The sequence below is a fragment of the Pseudomonas sp. HD6422 genome, from assembly GCF_025377065.1.
Taxonomy (GTDB): Bacteria; Pseudomonadota; Gammaproteobacteria; order Pseudomonadales; family Pseudomonadaceae; genus Aquipseudomonas; species Aquipseudomonas putida_U.
This window is the reverse complement of record NZ_JAHWIW010000014.1, coordinates 23,737-40,677: the sequence shown is the minus strand read 5'-3', so window position 1 is coordinate 40,677 and position 16,941 is coordinate 23,737. Positions and strand designations below refer to the sequence as shown.

The 16,941-nt window shown below is 63.2% G+C and carries 14 protein-coding genes, 1 pseudogene and 1 riboswitch; of the genes and pseudogenes, 8 read left to right on the top strand and 7 right to left on the bottom strand.

Going from position 1 to position 16,941, the window contains the following annotated elements; translation table 11 throughout:
- The first annotated feature begins 19 nt into the window (after positions 1-19).
- The 3 genes from metK (at position 20) to KY379_RS12310 (ending at position 3,572) form a co-directional block, all read left to right on the top strand.
- Positions 20-1,210, top strand: coding sequence for a methionine adenosyltransferase (gene metK / locus KY379_RS12320; protein ID WP_196171377.1), 1,191 nt, complete (start codon positions 20-22; stop codon positions 1,208-1,210).
- A gap of 144 nt (positions 1,211-1,354) precedes the next feature.
- Positions 1,355-3,085 carry an NAD-dependent DNA ligase LigB gene (ligB, locus tag KY379_RS12315; RefSeq protein WP_261238770.1) on the top strand — a complete coding sequence of 577 codons (1,731 nt, stop codon included), beginning with the start codon at positions 1,355-1,357 and terminating at the stop codon, positions 3,083-3,085.
- A gap of 94 nt (positions 3,086-3,179) precedes the next feature.
- A complete protein-coding gene (locus KY379_RS12310; protein ID WP_133324786.1) occupies positions 3,180-3,572 on the top strand; it encodes a DUF1090 domain-containing protein in 393 nt (130 codons plus the stop codon).
- A 112-nt stretch (positions 3,573-3,684) separates the two neighbouring features.
- Here KY379_RS12310 and KY379_RS12305 read toward each other — a convergent pair whose 3' ends face one another.
- Positions 3,685-4,131 carry a c-type cytochrome gene (locus tag KY379_RS12305; protein ID WP_133324788.1) on the bottom strand — a complete coding sequence of 149 codons (447 nt, stop codon included), beginning with the start codon at positions 4,129-4,131 and terminating at the stop codon, positions 3,685-3,687.
- A gap of 118 nt (positions 4,132-4,249) precedes the next feature.
- Here KY379_RS12305 and KY379_RS12300 point away from each other — a divergent pair, with 118 nt between their 5' ends.
- On the top strand, positions 4,250-5,401 hold the full coding sequence (locus tag KY379_RS12300) for a murein transglycosylase A (RefSeq protein WP_133324790.1): 1,152 nt from the start codon (positions 4,250-4,252) through the stop codon (positions 5,399-5,401).
- A gap of 63 nt (positions 5,402-5,464) precedes the next feature.
- On the opposite strand, the gene KY379_RS12295 is transcribed toward KY379_RS12300, so the two are convergent.
- Together KY379_RS12295 and KY379_RS12290 are read right to left on the bottom strand one after the other, a co-directional pair.
- Positions 5,465-5,851 carry an MAPEG family protein gene (locus KY379_RS12295; protein ID WP_133324792.1) on the bottom strand — a complete coding sequence of 129 codons (387 nt, stop codon included), beginning with the start codon at positions 5,849-5,851 and terminating at the stop codon, positions 5,465-5,467.
- Positions 5,852-5,878: 27 nt separating this feature from the next.
- The gene (locus tag KY379_RS12290; RefSeq protein ID WP_133324794.1) at positions 5,879-6,712 is read right to left on the bottom strand and encodes an EamA family transporter; all 834 of its coding nucleotides are present in this window, start codon (positions 6,710-6,712) and stop codon (positions 5,879-5,881) included.
- 227 nt (positions 6,713-6,939) lie between these two features.
- On the opposite strand from KY379_RS12290, the gene KY379_RS12285 reads away from it, so the two are divergent.
- A complete protein-coding gene (locus KY379_RS12285; protein WP_133324796.1) occupies positions 6,940-8,175 on the top strand; it encodes a cation:proton antiporter in 1,236 nt (411 codons plus the stop codon).
- A 52-nt stretch (positions 8,176-8,227) separates the two neighbouring features.
- On the opposite strand, the gene KY379_RS12280 is transcribed toward KY379_RS12285, so the two are convergent.
- Positions 8,228-8,629 carry an acyl-CoA thioesterase gene (locus KY379_RS12280; protein WP_133324798.1) on the bottom strand — a complete coding sequence of 134 codons (402 nt, stop codon included), beginning with the start codon at positions 8,627-8,629 and terminating at the stop codon, positions 8,228-8,230.
- Between the two features lie 186 nt (positions 8,630-8,815).
- A riboswitch (S-adenosyl-L-homocysteine riboswitch) is annotated at positions 8,816-8,912 on the top strand.
- 20 nt (positions 8,913-8,932) lie between these two features.
- Between KY379_RS12280 and ahcY the strand changes: the two genes are divergently transcribed.
- The 3 genes from ahcY to KY379_RS12265 all read left to right on the top strand — a co-directional run bounded on the left by ahcY (position 8,933) and on the right by KY379_RS12265 (position 13,583).
- The gene (ahcY, locus tag KY379_RS12275; protein WP_133324800.1) at positions 8,933-10,342 is read left to right on the top strand and encodes an adenosylhomocysteinase; all 1,410 of its coding nucleotides are present in this window, start codon (positions 8,933-8,935) and stop codon (positions 10,340-10,342) included.
- 83 nt (positions 10,343-10,425) lie between these two features.
- Positions 10,426-11,352 (top strand): methylenetetrahydrofolate reductase [NAD(P)H], encoded by a 927-nt coding sequence (gene metF / locus KY379_RS12270; protein ID WP_261238765.1) that lies wholly within the window; start codon positions 10,426-10,428, stop codon positions 11,350-11,352.
- Between the two features lie 341 nt (positions 11,353-11,693).
- Positions 11,694-13,583 (top strand): DEAD/DEAH box helicase, encoded by a 1,890-nt coding sequence (locus tag KY379_RS12265; RefSeq protein ID WP_196171373.1) that lies wholly within the window; start codon positions 11,694-11,696, stop codon positions 13,581-13,583.
- A 184-nt stretch (positions 13,584-13,767) separates the two neighbouring features.
- On the opposite strand, the gene KY379_RS12260 is transcribed toward KY379_RS12265, so the two are convergent.
- From KY379_RS12260 to KY379_RS12250, 3 genes and pseudogenes are all read right to left on the bottom strand, one after another.
- Complete coding sequence (locus KY379_RS12260; protein ID WP_133324804.1) at positions 13,768-14,346, bottom strand: YceI family protein; 579 nt, start codon at positions 14,344-14,346, stop codon at positions 13,768-13,770.
- A 33-nt stretch (positions 14,347-14,379) separates the two neighbouring features.
- Entirely contained in the window at positions 14,380-14,931 is a 552-nt protein-coding gene (locus KY379_RS12255; protein WP_196171372.1) for a cytochrome b, read from the bottom strand.
- 232 nt (positions 14,932-15,163) lie between these two features.
- Positions 15,164-16,816 (bottom strand): annotated as a pseudogene (locus KY379_RS12250) (FAD-dependent oxidoreductase); the annotation flags it as partial.
- Positions 16,817-16,941: the final 125 nt, after the last annotated feature.

Here is a 16,941-nt window from a genome sequence, read left to right as displayed (position 1 = left end):
ATTTTAGGAACCCGTCGAGATGAGCGAATACTCCCTTTTCACCTCCGAGTCCGTGTCCGAAGGGCATCCGGACAAGATCGCCGACCAGATTTCCGACGCGGTCCTGGACGCTATCATCACCCAGGACAAATATGCCCGCGTTGCCTGTGAAACCCTGGTCAAGACCGGTGTCGCCATCATCGCCGGCGAAGTCACCACTTCGGCCTGGGTCGACCTGGAAGAGCTGGTCCGCAAGGTGATCATCGACATCGGCTACAACAGCTCCGACGTCGGCTTCGACGGTGCCACCTGCGCCGTGATGAACATCATCGGCAAGCAGTCGGTGGACATCGCCCAGGGCGTCGACCGCTCCAAGCCGGAAGACCAGGGTGCAGGCGACCAGGGCCTGATGTTCGGCTACGCCAGCAACGAAACCGACGTGCTGATGCCCGCGCCCATCTGCTTCTCGCACCGTCTGGTCGAGCGCCAGGCCGAAGCCCGCAAATCCAAGCTGCTGCCCTGGCTGCGCCCGGATGCCAAGTCGCAGGTCACCTGCCGCTACGAGAACGGCAAGGTGGTCGGCATCGACGCGGTGGTCCTGTCGACCCAGCACAACCCCGAGGTCTCGCAGAAAGACCTGCAGGAAGCGGTCATGGAACTGATCGTCAAGCACACCCTGCCAGCCGAACTGCTGCACAAGGACACCCAGTACCACATCAACCCGACCGGTAACTTCATCATCGGCGGCCCGGTGGGCGACTGTGGCCTGACCGGTCGCAAGATCATCGTCGACTCCTACGGCGGCATGGCCCGCCACGGCGGTGGCGCGTTCTCCGGCAAGGACCCGTCCAAGGTCGATCGCTCCGCTGCCTATGCTGGCCGCTATGTCGCCAAGAACATCGTCGCCGCCGGACTGGCCGAGCGTTGCGAGATCCAAGTGTCCTACGCCATCGGCGTGGCCCAGCCGACCTCCATTTCGATCAACACCTTCGGCACCGGCAAGGTCTCCGACGACAAGATCGTGCAACTGGTCCGCGAGTGCTTCGACCTGCGCCCATACGCCATCACCAACATGCTCGACCTGCTCCACCCGATGTACCAGGAGACGGCCGCCTACGGCCACTTCGGCCGTACCCCACAGCAGAAGACCGTGGGCGACGACACCTTCACCACCTTCACCTGGGAGCGCACCGACCGTGCCCAGGCGCTGCGTGATGCAGCCGGCCTGTAAGTTTCCTACAGCCGCCTGAGAAAGCCCCTGCCAAGCAATTGGCAGGGGCTTTTTTCATGACATATCGGCTGACAAAGCTGCCGACCTTGTCCCCGGGCGACCGCCTAGTCTGACGGTTCCACCCGCCATGCAAGGACGCAGGCAATGCCACTGTCACTTCTGTTGTGCCTTCTGCTGATGCTGCCGCTGCTCAGCGCCCATGCCACACAATGCCCCGAGCACACCCCCGAACAGGCCGAAGCCGAGGCCGGACGGCTGCGCGAAACCCTGGGCTACTGGGACGACCAATACCATCGCCTGGGGCTATCCAAGGTGCCCGACGACATCTACGACCAGAGCCAGAGCCGCCTGCGGCAACTACAACGCTGCTTCAGCCTCGCTGGCGCACGGCCACCTCTGGCCAGCGCCGGCGGCCCGATCAGCCATCCGGTCGTACACACCGGGGTCGACAAGCTGCCCGACAGCCAGGCCGTGGAGCGCTGGATGGCCGGCAAGAAAGGCGTCTGGATTCAGCCCAAGGTCGATGGCGTCGCTGTCACCCTGATCTATCGCAAGGGTAGGCTGGAAAGCCTGCTCAGCCGCGGCGATGGAGTTCACGGCCATGACTGGAGCCGCCATATCGGCGACCTCGGCACCCTGCCCCGGCAATTGCCGCAGGCGTTGGACCTCGTGCTGCAAGGCGAGCTCTATCTGCGCCTGCAGGCGCATGTCCAGGCCCAGGCCGGCAGTGCCAACGCCCGCGGCAGCGTGGCAGGGTTACTGGCCCGCAAGCGCTTGGGGCACGAGCAAGGTACGCGCATCGGCCTGTTCGTCTGGGATTGGCCACACGGGCCGGACAACCAGGCCGAGCGCCTGACACAACTGGCCACCCTGGGGTTTGCCGACAGCCTGCGTTACAGCAGGGCCATCAGCACCCCACAAGAGGCCGCTGAGTGGCGCCAGCACTGGTACCGGTCAGCGCTGCCTTTCGCCACCGACGGGGTGATTCTGCGCCAGGACAGCCGGCCTCCCGCACAGCGCTGGCAGGCCCGCGCCCCATACTGGATCGCAGCCTGGAAGTACCCCTTCGCCCAGGCCCTGGCCGAAGTCGGTGACGTCGACTTTCGCATCGGTCGCACCGGGCAGATCACCCCGGTTTTGAAGCTCAAGCCCGTGATGCTGGATGACCGCCGCATCAGCCAGGTCAGCTTGGGTTCGCTGGCCCGCTGGCAGGCGCTCGACATCCGCCCCGGCGATCAGGTCGCCGTCAGCTTGGCCGGATTGACCATCCCCCGTTTCGAGCAGGTGGTGCACCGCGCCAGCGAGCGCCAGCCAGTCGCATCGCCCGACCCCACGCAGCATGGCGCTCTTACCTGCTGGCAAACCAGCGAGCGCTGCGAAGCCCAGTTCATAGCCCGTTTGACCTGGCTCAGTGGTAAGCAGGGGCTGGCATTGCCCGGCTTGGGCCAGGGCACCTGGCGGCACCTGGTACAAGCCGGGCAAGTGACGGACATGACCGACTGGCTGACGCTCGACAGCCAGCACCTGGCAACGCTGGCGGGTTTCGACAGCGCCCGCGCAGCCAAGCTGCAGGCACTGGCCGAGCTCGCCCGCGCGCGTCCATTCGAGCAGTGGCTGCGCGGCCTCGGTGTCCCCCTGCCGCGAAACAGTGTGCTGCAGGGCGATTGGCAGCAGCTCGCCCAACGCAGCGTACAGGACTGGCAAACCTTGCCAGGTATCGGTCAGTCCCGTGCGGCCCGGCTGGCGGCATTTTTCGCCGAACCGTCGGTGCAAGCCATCGCGCTTGCGCTAGGTGAACAGGGTGTCGACGGATTCCAACAGAAGCAGCTCAGGACCAAGCCATCAGTTCCTACAAGAGAGCTAGGAAAATTCTGAATCTTCACTCCAAATGCCCACCAAGGGTTCCTAAATCAGCAAAACCCAGGCAGGATTTCCCCACTTTTTTGCACCGCCCCGTCAAGGAGGCCCTATGAAACGTATTTCCACTTTCGTCCTGCTGACTGCCCTCGGGCTCGCCGCTGGCCTGGCTCAAGCCGCCCAGCCCGACCCCGGCCTGACCGGTTGCGCCGCCAAGCGCAGCGCTATCGAGAACCAGCTGAAAGAGGCCCGCGCCGCTGACAACGACGCCCAGGTCGACGGCCTCGAAAAGGCTCTGGACGGCGTCAAGCACTGCACCGACAGCAGCCTGCGCAAAGAACGCGAGCAGAAGGTTCTAGAAGCGCGCCACGAGGTGGCCGAGCGTGAATACGATCTGAAGAAGGCTGAAAAGAAAGGCGACGCCGAGAAGATCAACAAGCGCAAGGACAAGCTTGCCGAGGCCCGTAAAGAGCTGCAGGAAGCGGTCGACGATCTGGACCGCTGAAGCAGGCTCCAGCCATCAGGCTCTCATCGCCGGCAAGCTGGCCCCCAACGACTGCGGCGCGCTCGAAGCCTACGCAGTTCTGGGGGCAGGCTGCCGGCGATCGTGCAACTGCTCAATGATTACGAAACTCACGATGACAGGCCTTGCAAGCCGCCTCGACCTTGTCCATCGGCGCTTTCATCTCGGACGCCAGCAGCGGCTGCTCACGCGTCACCTCGACCAACTCACCGGTTACGCTTTCCAGTTGCCGGGCGAGTTCCTGAAACCGTGCCTGCTTTTCCCACACCTCGGCACGAGCACTGCTTTCACCGGTATCCTTCACCTGCGGAAAATGCTGCCAGGGCTCATGGGCCAGACCATCGAGCTTCAGCGCGCCTTCGGCGAACTTCACCCCATCGAATGGCAGGCGACCGCGTAACATGCCGCCCATGTCCTCGCTGGTATGGAGCATGGCCTTGAAGATCGCCTTGCGCTTGCCCAGGGGCGAGTTCGGGTCGACACCGCCACAGGCAGCCAGGCTCAGCGCGGCGAGCAGTATCACGGTCAATCGCTTGAACATCACGGTCATCCAGGCCTGGGCAAAGGGCGGCCAGTATCGCTGGCAAGCAGCCAAAGGCCAATAGCCATATGAATAACAGGGGCGAATCTTCATCTTCGCCACGCACAGGAACACCGACATGAAATCAGCCTTGCGTCACCTTGCCTGGACACTCCCGGCCCTGGCCCTGCTGGCGGGCTGCAATGGCAGCGACAAAGCCAAACCCGAGCCTCACGCCGTCGCCACCTATAGCCACGCCACCTGGCAAGACTTACCGAGCGTCAGCGACAGCGACCTGGTCGCCGGTTTCCAAGCCTGGCGCAATGGCTGCGAGAAACTCAAACGCGACGCAGTGTGGGCCGAGACCTGCACCGCCGCTGCCGACCTGCCAGTGGACGCCCAGCAGGTGCGCAGCTTCCTGCAGGAGCGCCTGGAAGTGTACGGCCTGCGTTCGGCACAGAACGATGCCAACGGTCTGATCACCGGTTACTACGAGCCAGTCTACCCGGGCAGCCTGACCCGCAGCGAAACCGCGCATGTGGCGGTCTATGGCGTGCCGGACGACATGATCGTGGTGGACCTGGCCAGCGTCTATCCGGAGCTCAAGGGCAAACGCCTGCGTGGGCGACTGGAAGGCCGCGTACTCAAGCCATACGACACCGCCGAGGTGATCAACCGCGAAGGTGCCAAGGCCCCGGTGCTGGCCTGGCTGACCGACCCGATGGACCTGCAGTTTCTGCAGATCCAGGGATCGGGGCGGATCCAACTGGAAGATGGCCGGCAACTGCGCGTGGGCTATGCCGACCAGAACGGACACCCCTATCGGCCCATCGGGCGCTGGCTGGTGGAACAAGGTCTGCTGAAAAAAGAAGACGTCAGCATGGGCAGCATCCATGCCTGGGCCGAGGCCAACCCGCAGCGCGTCCCCGAGCTGCTGGCCAGCAACCCCAGCTACGTGTTCTTCAGCACTCGCCCGGACAGCAACGAAGGGCCTCGTGGCTCGCTCAACGTGCCACTGACCGCTGGCTACAGCGTGGCCATCGACCGCAAGGTGATCCCATTGGGCAGCCTGCTGTGGCTATCGACGACACGCCCCGACGGCTCGCCCGTGGTTCGCCCGGTAGGCGCCCAGGACACCGGCGGCGCGATCAGCGGCGAGGTGCGTGCGGACCTGTTCTGGGGAACCGGACCAGAGGCCGGTGAACTGGCCGGTAACATGAAGCAGCAAGGCCAGATCTGGATGCTGTGGCCAAAAGGCAAGCCGCTGCCGGAAGTACCTAAAGTACTTTGAGTCGTGTCGCTCTGTTCGCGGCGGTTCGGCGCTCCGACAAGCCCGCGAACAGAGCGCCGCGATTCAGATGGAAACCACGAAGAACGATACGATCAACGCCAACCCGGCAAACCAGGTCAGCGAGCGCAACGCCGCCCAGTCCGCCAGGTAACAGATGATGTACAGCAAGCGGCTGGTGATATACAGCACGCCGAGCACATCCTGGGTCACCTGCTCGGCATTGCCGACGATATCGGCGACCAGCACCGCAGCGGCAAACGCCGGAAACGCCTCGTAACCGTTCTGCTGGGCGGCATGGGCACGCCGAGGCAGCCCTGACAAGGTGTCGAGGAAGGCTCGCGGGTCGTGGTTGTCCTTGAGGCCGAAGCGGCCGCTGCTCACCTTGGCGATCAAGGCACACAGGGGGTTCAACAGCAGCGCGATCAGAATGCACCACAGGGCGACGGTCATGCTCAGGACTCCTTGTTGGATAATGGGTTAGAGCTTCATCACCAGCATGCCTGCCAGGACCAGCCCGCAAGCTAGGAGTCTGGGGCCGCCGAAAGGTTCTTTGAGATAACGCATGCCCAGCAGTACCACCAGGATCACACTCAGCTCGCGCAGCGCCGCAGCTTCCGCCACCGAGCCAAGGTGCATGGCCCAAAGGACCAGGGCATAGCTGAACAATACGCATACACCGACCGCCACGCCCAGGCGCCATTGGGTACGCCAGAACAGCACGAACGGCGCGCGCCGTGCGACGCAGGCCAACACTGGAAACGGCCAGGCACTGAGCAGGGTTAGCCACACCAGGTAATCCCAAGGCTTGCCCCACAAACGAACGGCCTGGCCGTCGAACCAGGTATAGCAACCGATGCACAGGCCAATCAGGGCCACCACCGGCAGCATCGACCACGGCAACCGATCTCCACCCCCGCCCTGCCACAACAGGCAAGCCATGCCACACGGGATGAGCAGGATGCCAATGATCTGCTGACCGCTGAGTGATTCGCCGGCAAAGGTCAGGGTCAAGCCCAGCACCACCAGCGGCGACAGCCCGCGCATCAGAGGATAGACCAGACCAAGGTCCCCCACCCGATACGCCTGGATCAGCAGAAAACGGTAGAGCTGTTCGGCAAACGCCGAGGCCAGGAGCCACGGCCAGATCTCCGCCGGCGGCAGATCGACGAAGGCCACGGCGATGACGGCGAAGACCAGCGCCACCGAATCCATGCTGGCAATCACCAGCAAACGCTCGCCGCTGAATTTGATCAAGGTATTCCAGGTCGCGTGCAACAGGGCGGCGACCAAGACCAGGGAAGTTGCCAGCACGTCTGCGGGTCCTTGTGACGTTTGGAGAGGTGAATATATAGCGTTCGGGTGGGTGGTGCTTCCGCGAGCACGGCGAGAGGCCCTCGCCGCGTTTGAGATCGAGCGCCAAACAGAACGTTTCCAACAAATCCGGTCAAATCGTGTGTCCCGGTCCCTTCGCCAGATCATCAAAGAACTGCCCGAGCGATTCGGGCTATGACTTGGAAGCCACTGTTACAGGACTTGGGATGCTCGAACTCGTTGCTGCGTTTATCTGCCTCACCACCCTTCTCACCTACGTCAACTACCGCTTCATCGGCCTACCGCCTGCCATCGGCGTGATGGTCACGGCGCTGCTGTTCTCTCTGATTCTCCAGGGCTTGAGCCTGGTCGGTTTCCCAGGTCTGGAGGCGCGGGTCGAAGGGTTGATGAACCAGATCGACTTCAATGACCTGCTGATGCACTGGATGCTGGCCTTCCTGCTGTTCGCCGGCGCCCTGCACGTCAACCTCTCCGACCTGCGCAGCTACCGTTGGCCGATTGGCTTGCTGGCGACGCTCGGGGTGCTGATCGCCACCGTGGTGATCGGTTTTCTCGCGCACTGGGTGTTCGCCCTGTTCGGCTGGCAGGTACCGCTCATCTACTGCTTGCTGTTCGGCGCCCTGATCTCGCCAACCGACCCGATCGCCGTACTGGGCGCGTTGCGCACGGCGAACGCGTCGAAACCGCTGAAGACCACGATCGTCGGCGAGTCGCTGTTCAACGATGGCACAGCGGTGGTGGTGTTCACCGTACTGCTGGGCATCGTCCAACTCGGCGAAACCCCCACTATCGGCGAAACGGCACTGCTGTTCGCCCACGAAGCCATCGGCGGCGTCGCGTTCGGTGGCCTGATCGGCTATGCCACCTACCGCATGATCAAGAGTGTCGAGCAATACCAGGTCGAAGTCATGCTGACCCTGGCCCTGGTCATCGGCGGCTCGGCGATGTGCTATGAGCTGCACGTATCGGCACCGATCGCCATGGTGGTGGCCGGCCTCATCATCGGCAACCTGGGGCGCAACCTGGCGATGAACGACATGACCCGGCGCTACATGGATGGCTTCTGGGAATTGATCGACGACATGCTCAACGCCTTGCTGTTCGCCTTGATCGGCCTGGAACTGTTGCTGCTGCCGTTCAACTGGTTGCACCTGGCGGCAGGCGGTGTGCTGGCGGTGGCGGTGCTGCTGTCGCGCCTGCTCACCGTGGCACCGGCGATCGTTCTGCTGCGCCGCTGGCGTTCGGTGCCCAAGGGCACGATCCGGGTGCTGACCTGGGGAGGCCTGCGCGGCGGAGTGTCGGTGGCCCTGGCGCTGTCGCTACCCCAGGGCGAGGAACGCGACCTGCTGTTGTCGATCACCTACATCGTGGTGCTGTCGTCGATCCTGGTGCAGGGCCTGAGCATCGGCCGCGTGGTACGCAACGTCAGCGCCCAGCCCTGAGATAGGTTCTGGTCTCTTCGCGGGCTTGCCCGCGAAGCGCCATGGGCGGACGTCACTCCACGGCGGAGTCCGGGAACTGGTCCTGGATGTACTTGATCTCGGTGCGCCCGTGTGGCGCCGGCAGGCCGTCCTCGCCGAGATTGACGAAGACCATCTTGTCGACCGTGAGAATGGGCCTGCGAGTGATCTTGTTGCGCACTTCGCACTTGAGGCTGATGGAGGTGCGACCGAACTCGGTGGCGGTGATGCCCAACTCGATGATGTCGCCCTGGCGCGAGGCGCTGACGAAGTTGATCTCCGAGATGTACTTGGTGACCACGCGCTGATTGCCTAGCTGGACGATGGCGTAGATCGCCGCTTCCTCGTCGATCCAACGCAACAGGCTGCCGCCGAACAGGGTGCCGTTGGGGTTGAGGTCTTCGGGTTTAACCCATTTGCGGGTATGAAAGTTCATCTGTTCTCCTGACCTGCTTGCCTGACATGCAACCATGATGGCAGAGCCGTCGCCAGCACTCCATTGAAGATCGACTATCGTCTCGATTAATCGACGGAAAACCTTGGGCTTGGCCGACGGCGCGGCTATAATCCCTGCCGTTTCACATGGCGACGCCCCTCGGCTGGGCGCGGCCATGCCCGCCACCCACCCGAGGGGCGCTGCAGCAGGCTCGGCCTGTCAGGCTCGGATGGGGCGTTGTCCGCTCACGCGGACGCTTAACGCACAACGGCGCCCATTCGCACACTACGAATGGAGGCTCTCATGAGCGCTGTAAACACGCCTGCAGGTTTTTCCGACTTCAAGGTCGCCGACATTTCCCTGGCCGACTGGGGCCGCAAGGAAGTCATCATCGCCGAATCGGAAATGCCCGCGCTGATGGGCCTGCGCCGCAAGTATCAAGCCGAGCAACCGCTCAAGGGCGCAAAGATCCTGGGCTGCATCCACATGACCATCCAGACCGCCGTACTGATCGAAACCCTGGTCGCCCTGGGTGCCGAGGTCCGCTGGTCGTCCTGCAACATCTTCTCGACCCAGGACCAGGCCGCTGCCGCCATCGCCGCCGCAGGCATCCCGGTGTTCGCCTGGAAAGGTGAAACCGAGCAGGAATACGAGTGGTGCATCGAGCAGACCATCCTCAAGGATGGCCAGCCATGGGATGCCAACATGGTACTGGACGACGGCGGTGACCTGACCGAGATCCTGCACAAGAAATACCCGGCCATGCTGGAAAAGATCCACGGCGTGACCGAAGAAACCACCACCGGCGTGCACCGTCTGCTGGACATGCTGGCCAAAGGCGAGCTGAAAGTCCCGGCGATCAACGTCAACGATTCGGTCACCAAGAGCAAGAACGACAACAAGTACGGTTGCCGTCACAGCCTCAACGACGCCATCAAGCGTGGCACCGACCACCTGCTGTCCGGCAAGCAGGCCCTGGTGATCGGCTACGGTGACGTGGGCAAGGGCTCGGCCCAGTCGCTGCGTCAGGAAGGCATGATCGTCAAGGTCACCGAAGTCGACCCGATCTGCGCCATGCAGGCCTGCATGGACGGCTTCGAAGTCGTCTCGCCGTTCAAGGACGGCATCAACACCGGTACCGAAGCCGGCATCAACGCCGACCTGCTGGGCCGCATCGACCTGATCGTCACCACCACCGGTAACGTCAACGTCTGCGATGCCAACATGCTCAAGGCCCTGAAAAAGCGTGCCGTGGTCTGCAACATCGGCCACTTCGACAACGAGATCGACACCGCCTTCATGCGCAAGAACTGGGCCTGGGAAGAGGTCAAGCCGCAGGTGCACAAGATCCACCGTACCGGTGCTGGCACCTTCGATCCGCAGAACGACGACTACCTGATCCTGCTGGCCGAAGGCCGCCTGGTGAACCTGGGCAACGCCACCGGTCACCCAAGCCGCATCATGGACGGCTCGTTCGCCAACCAGGTACTGGCCCAGATCTTCCTGTTCGAGCAGAAGTTCGCCGAACTGCCAGCCGCCAAGAAAGCCGAGCGCCTGACCGTGGAAGTGCTGCCGAAGAAACTCGACGAGGAAGTGGCCCTGGAAATGGTCCGCGGCTTCGGCGGCGTGGTCACCCAGCTGACCCCGCAGCAGGCCGAGTACATCGGCGTCACCGTCGAAGGCCCGTTCAAGCCGGACGCTTACCGCTACTAAGCGGCAAGCTCGAAGCTTCAAGCGGCAAGCCAAGGCAGCTCATGCCATTGCCACTTGATGCCCGAACTCCGAAATCTTGAATCATGCCAAGCCAGGTCGGCCTTCACCGACCTGGCTTTTACTTGCAGCTTGCCGCTTCAAGCTTGCTGCTAGAGGAACACCTGATGTCCCAGGAACGCCGCTACAGTTTCGAGTTTTTCCCGACCAAGACCGATGCCGGTCACGAAAAACTGATGGGTGTCGCCCGCCAACTGGCCACCTACAACCCCGACTTCTTCTCCTGCACCTACGGTGCCGGGGGCTCTACCCGCGACCGCACGCTGAACACCGTGCTGCAGCTGGAAAATGAGGTGAAAGTCCCTGCCGCCCCGCACCTGTCGTGCGTCGGCGACAGCAAGGACGATCTGCGCGCGCTGCTGGCCGAGTACAAGGCCGCTGGCATCAAGCGCATCGTCGCCCTGCGTGGCGACCTGCCTTCGGGCATGGGCATGGCCAGCGGCGAACTGCGTTATGCCAGCGACCTGGTCGAATTCATCCGCCAGGAAACGGCCGATCACTTCCACCTGGAAGTCGCCGCCTACCCCGAGATGCACCCACAGGCGCGCAATTTCGAAAGCGACCTCGCCAACTTCGCGCACAAGGTCAAGGCCGGTGCCGATAGCGCCATCACCCAGTATTTCTTCAACGCCGACAGCTACTTCTATTTCGTCGAGCGGGCACAGAAGCTGGGCGTGGACATTCCGGTGGTGCCCGGCATCATGCCGATCACCAACTACAGCAAGCTGGCACGCTTCTCCGACGCCTGCGGCGCCGAGATCCCACGCTGGATCCGCAAGCAACTGGAAGCCTACGGCGACGACACCGCCAGCATCCAGGCCTTCGGCGAGGAAGTCATCACCCGCATGTGCGAACAGTTGCTGCAGGGCGGAGCTCCAGGACTGCACTTCTACACCCTGAACCAGGCCGAGCCGAGCCTGGCAATCTGGAACAACCTGAAGCTGCCGCGCTAAGCGACCCCGGCAAGGGTCCTGGCCCCGCGCCAGGGCCATTGTCGCCCATACTGCCGCGGCCAGTGACGCTGTTGGCGAACTTCCTGTCGCCGTTGAGCAGCAGGAACGCAGCACAGCCCGATAGCTCTGTTATACTCGGGCCTTCCCGCCCGGCTCACGCCCGGACGCTCGGCCTAGCAACAGGCATCCCGATCAGCAGCGACGCAGCCTGCGTCCGCCCTCCGCTTCCCGGATGCGCAGTGAAAGCCCAGCTGGACCGGACGCGATCGCATCCCACCGATGCCCGTCGCGCCAGGCAGAACATCCCTACGGGCCCAGCCCACACGAGAACAGGATTGCCCATGTCCTTTGCTTCCCTCGGTCTCTCCGAGGCTCTTGTCCGCGCTATCGAGGCTGCGGGCTACACCCAGCCGACTCCGGTGCAACAGCGGGCGATTCCCGCCGTGTTGCAAGGCCGCGACCTGATGGTTGCCGCACAGACAGGTACTGGTAAAACCGGCGGCTTCGCCCTGCCGATCCTCGAGCGCCTGTTCCCGGACGGCCACCCTGACAAATCCCAGCGTCACGGCCCGCGCCAACCGCGCGTACTGGTCCTGACCCCGACCCGCGAACTGGCCGCCCAGGTCCACGACAGTTTCAAGGTCTATGCCCGTGACCTGCCATTGGTCAGCGCCTGCATCTTCGGCGGCGTCGGCATGAACCCGCAGATCCAGGCCATCGCCAAGGGTGTCGACGTGTTGGTCGCCTGCCCGGGCCGTCTGCTCGACCTGGCCGGTCAAGGCAAGGTCGACCTGGCCCATGTGGAAATCCTGGTACTCGACGAAGCCGACCGCATGCTCGACATGGGCTTCATCCACGACGTCAAGAAGGTCCTTGCCCGCCTGCCGGCCAAACGCCAGAACCTGCTGTTCTCGGCGACCTTCTCCAAGGACATCACCGACCTGGCCGACAAGCTCCTGCACAACCCGGAGCGCATCGAGGTCACGCCGCCGAACACCACCGTCGAGCGCATCGAACAGCGTGTCTACCGTCTGCCAGCCAGTCACAAACGTGCACTGCTGGCGCACCTGATCACCCTTGGTGCCTGGGAACAGGTGCTGGTGTTCACCCGAACCAAGCACGGCGCCAATCGCCTGGCCGAGTACCTGGAAAAGCACGGCCTGACCGCCGCCGCGATTCACGGTAACAAGAGCCAGAACGCCCGCACCAAGGCACTGGCCGACTTCAAGGCCAACAGCGTGCGTGTACTGGTGGCGACCGACATCGCCGCCCGCGGCCTGGACATCGACCAGTTGCCCCATGTGGTCAACTTCGAGCTGCCCAACGTCGAGGAGGATTACGTTCACCGTATCGGCCGCACCGGCCGTGCCGGTCGTTCGGGCGAGGCGATTTCGCTGGTGGCGCCGGATGAAGAAAAGCTGCTCAAGAGCATCGAGCGCGTCACCAAGCAGAAAATCGCCGACGGCGACCTGATGGGCTTCGATGCCAGCCAGGTCGAAGCCGAGAAGCCTGAAGTCCGTGAGCGTCCGCAGAACAACGGCCGCGGTCGCAACCAGCAGGCACGCGGTGACGGCGGTAAAGAAGCCAACGGTGGCCGCAAGGACAAGGGCAAGGACAAAGGCAAAGCCAAGCAGCAGGCTGCCGACAAGCCCGCCGAGAAGGAAAAGTCTGGCGACAAACCAGCGCAACAACGCAAACCGCGTGACAAGAAGCCCCGCCAGCAGCAGCAGAGCGCCCAGGCCGGGCTGCCCAAGGTGCCAGCCGATCGAGATCCGGAGGAGTTCCTGGATGACGAGATCGATAACTTCGGTAACCGCGCCGATTACGTCAGCCCCTACCAGAATGCCAAGAACCAAGGCCGCAACCGTCGTCCAGGCGGTCAAGGTCAAGGCCAGGGTCAATCGCAGGGCGGCGGTCAACGCGCCAAGAACGGCGGTGGCCAGGGCCGCAACGGCGGTGGTCAGGCACGCAGCGGCGGCGGTGACAAACGTCCTCGCAACAACACCGGCGGCGGTGCCCGTCGCGATGGTGGCGGCGGTCGCAACCGTCCGGCGGGTCGCGACGAGGCCTCGCGCCAGGAGCCAGCGGTACGCAGTGGTCGCGAGCAGCATCAACCCGTGATTATCCGCAAGGAATCCAAGCTCGATCGTTATCCGACGCCTGAGCAACTGGACGACCTGCCGAGCCGCCCACGCGGCGAGCGTCCTGCGCTGCTTACCCGCAAGGGCTGACAGGTAACCGGGGCTGCTTCGCAGCCCTTCGCGGGCAAGGCCGCTCCCGCAGGTGCGTGCACGCCTTGAGGTCGGCACTGTACTTGTGTGGTTTGCCCGCGAAAGGCCGGATAACGATGCCAACGGTTCCAGGACCAACGAAAACGCCGCCCAATGGGCGGCGTTTTTCATTGCCGAGGCAATGTCACTTCTGCTTCACGCCTTCGAGGCTGATATCCAGGTCCAGGGTCTGCGAGGTCGGGCCTGGGCCCTTGATGCCGAAGTCGTTCAGGTTCAGCGTGGTGGTGGCGTTGAAGCCTGCACGCTCGCCGCCCCATGGATCCTTGCCTTCGCCGTTGAAGGTGGCCTTGAAGGTGACCGGCTTGGTCACGCCATGCAAGGTCAGGTCGCCAGTCACGTCAGCGGTCTTGTCGCCGGTCGATTTGACAGCGGTGGAGACGAACTTGGCCTCAGGATACTTCTTCACGTCGAGGAAGTCGGCGCTGGCGATGTGCTTGTCACGCTCGGCATGGTTCGACCACAGGCTGGCGGTTTTCAGATCGACGCTGATCTTGCTGGCTTCTGGCTTGGCGCTGTCCCAGCTGAAGGTGCCGTCGAAGTCCTTGAAGGTGCCATGGATGAAGCTGTAGCCCAGGTGGCTGATCTTCCAGTCGACGAAAGCGTGCTGGCCTTCCTTGTCGATCTTGTACTCGGCAGCCATGGCCTGGCCAGCCGAGAGCAGTGCGGTACCGAGCGCCAGAGCGGCAAAAGTCTTTTTCAACATCCTTACTTCCTTCCTATGCAATTGAGTTGAGAATCAAGCTTTGCGGCCCAGCATGCGGGTCAGGGTCGCGTCACGGTCGATGAAGTGGTGCTTTAGGGCAGCCAGGGCGTGGAGCACGGCGAAGATCACCAACGCCCAGGCCAGGTACAAGTGGATCTCACCGGCCAGGTCGGCCTGGTCAGGCAGATCACTGATCAGCGCAGGGACCTCGAACAATCCGAATACCGGGATGCCAACGCCATCGGCGGTTGAGATCAGATAACCGGCGATCATCACCGCGAACAGCCCCAGGTACAGCGCCAGGTGCCCCAGCTTGGCCGCCACACGGGTGAATGCCCCATGGTTGGCCGGTGCCGGCGGCGGCGGGGTGATGAAGCGCCAGACCACACGCAGCGTCATTACCGCCAACAACACCAGGCCGATGCTCTTGTGCAGATCCGGGCCGGCCTTGCGCCAGGGGCTGTAGTAGTCGAGCCCGACCATCCACAGGCCCAGGCCGAACAGGCCGAAGACCGCCAGAGCCACGCCCCAGTGCAGGACGATACTGACCACGCCGTAGCGAGAGGGTGAATTGCGCAGTTGCATGTTGACCTGTTTCCCCGTGAAAGCTGTGCACAGACTAACGCGAAACGTATCGAATAAAAGCGGAAAAAACTGCTTCGGATCATCAAGAAATCCGATAGCAAGTCTGCAGGTGTCCCGTTAAGGAAACATTAACGATAGCGCTGGGAAATGAGGTTGCCAGTACCGCCTCATCCCCACCGAACCGGCACCTGACAAGGCTTGCAGGCGCCGGGGCGAGGAGCGATCAGCTGGCTTTGGCCGGGGTGACCGGCGCAGGCTTGGCCTCAGGTTTGTCGGCTGTGCCGAACAGCCGCGAGAAGAACCCTGGCTTCTCCTGCCGGGACTCCTCGCGCTGGGCTTCTTCGCGCTTGGCAGGCTCGGCCTTGGCAGGCGCCTTGTCAGCCTTGTCGGCCTTGCCTTCCGGCTCTGAATCACTCCCGAACAAGTTGGAGAAGAAACCACCCTTGCCCTTGGCTGCGTTGGCGGCTGGCGTGGCGGCCACCGGAGCGGCTTTCTCCGGCTCGAACGACTTGCCGGCAAGCAAGTCCTGGACCTGGCCGGCTGCGCGCTGGCCACTGCGCAGGGCGCCCTCCAGGGTTCCCGGGTACATGGCGTCGGTGTGCTCACCGGCGAACGCCACGCGTTGCACCGGTCGCTCCCACAGCCGCCAATACTTGCTGATCTGCCCCGGCCCATAGGCCAGGTAGGCACCCCCGGTACCCGCATCGGTGCTGTAGCGCTTGACCTCGTAGCCGGTGAACGAGCCGCGGGCCTGTGGATAGAAGGCATGCAGGCGGATGAGCACCTGGTCGACCATCTGCTTGTCACCAAATGCCTGCAACAGGCGAGCGTTATCGCCGGACAGGTTGATCACCACATTGGCGCCGCCTTTGAGCGCCGGTTCGATCCACAACATGCCCAAGCCTGCGTTGCTGAAGATTTCGCCGGACATGCGCGCACGGCTTTCCCAGACTGGCTTCTTGAACTTGAGCATCAACTGGTCGCGCCACCCGTAGTTGGTCCCTTTGAGTGCCGCCAGATGCTGGCTGTCCAGCCCAGGGATCATCTGGATCTTGGCCAGGGCGCGCAGTGGCACGGCCATGACCAGGTAATCGGCCTGGTAACCGACACTGCCGACCTTGACCGTCACGCCGTCCTTGTCCTGAACGACGGAGGTGACCGGCGAGTTGGTCTTGATGGTCTTGAGCTGCTTGACGAAGGCCTGGGCCAGCACCGGACTGCCGCCCGGCAAGCGCGCGGCGCGCAAGTCGCGATCGCTGACGCCGCGATAGACACGGTTCTGCTGAGCGAAGTAAAGCAGGGACAGACGTGAAGGCTCGTCGTAGCGGGTACGGATCTGCTGATTGATCAACTGGCGGGCGGTGGCGGGCAGCTGCAACTTGTCGAGCCAGGTGGAAACGTTGATCTGATCAAGGGCGAACAGCGTGCTGTTGGCCTGGGGCTTGAGCGGGTCGTCGATGGAGCGCGCCAGGTCATCGAGGGTCTTCTCGTAGCGCTTGAGCGCTTCGGCGGTAGCCGGTTGTTTGGTGGCAAGGTCGGTGGCGCTGAAGTATTCGCCATCGATCAGATAACCCGGGGTCCGAACGAACTCAGGTGCCGGCAGTGTTTCAAGCTTGAAACGGTCCAGGTACTGGTTGAGCACCGGCTGCGCCTTGCTGTTGCCGATCCACTCGCTGGTGGCCAGGCCCGATCGCCCGCCCATGCCCGACTTGGCCTCCAGCAAGGTCACCTGCCAGCCTTTGCTCTGCAGCTCATAGGCAGCGGTCAAGCCCGCCAGGCCGCCGCCGACGACGATTGCCGAGGGTGTCTTGTCCTTCGCCAGCGCGGCGCCGCTGGACACACCGATCAATACCAACGCGCACAGGCGCACCCAAGCAGCAGCCATGTCGGCGAACTCCGAGTTGAAATAGCGAAAAAAGGGAGATCTGGGTCTCGAAAGACGATGCGTTAAGAATACGTCAGGTACCGGCACCTCGCCAGCGCAGCGGCAACAAGTGCCTTTGGCAACTG